This window comes from Paenibacillus xylanilyticus (assembly GCF_013359935.1).
Lineage (GTDB): Bacteria > Bacillota > Bacilli > Paenibacillales > Paenibacillaceae > Paenibacillus > Paenibacillus xylanilyticus.
Genome location: NZ_JABMCB010000050.1, coordinates 1 through 258, shown reverse-complemented (window position 1 = coordinate 258; position 258 = coordinate 1). Strand labels below are relative to the sequence as shown.

Here is a 258-nt window from a genome sequence, read left to right as displayed (position 1 = left end):
CGCAAGGAGCCAGCCGCCGAAGGTGGGATAGATGATTGGGGTGAAGTCGTAACAAGGTAGCCGTATCGGAAGGTGCGGCTGGATCACCTCCTTTCTATGGAGAATCGTTTCCCGAGTGGAAACATTCAAATAAGCAGGTTCACTGAACCTGCGCAACTCACTCGTTGCTCAGTTTTGAGAGCTCAAACTCTCAAAACAGCTTGCTTTTGCATGGAGCTTGTTCTTTGAAAACTAGATATCGAAACGAAAATTGCGAAT

Annotated in this window: 1 rRNA gene; it reads left to right on the top strand. The window is 47.3% G+C overall.

Features of this window, described 5'->3' with window-relative positions:
* A 16S ribosomal RNA gene (locus HP552_RS00320) occupies positions 1-94 on the top strand; the annotation flags it as partial.
* Between the last annotated feature and the right edge of the window lie 164 nt (positions 95-258).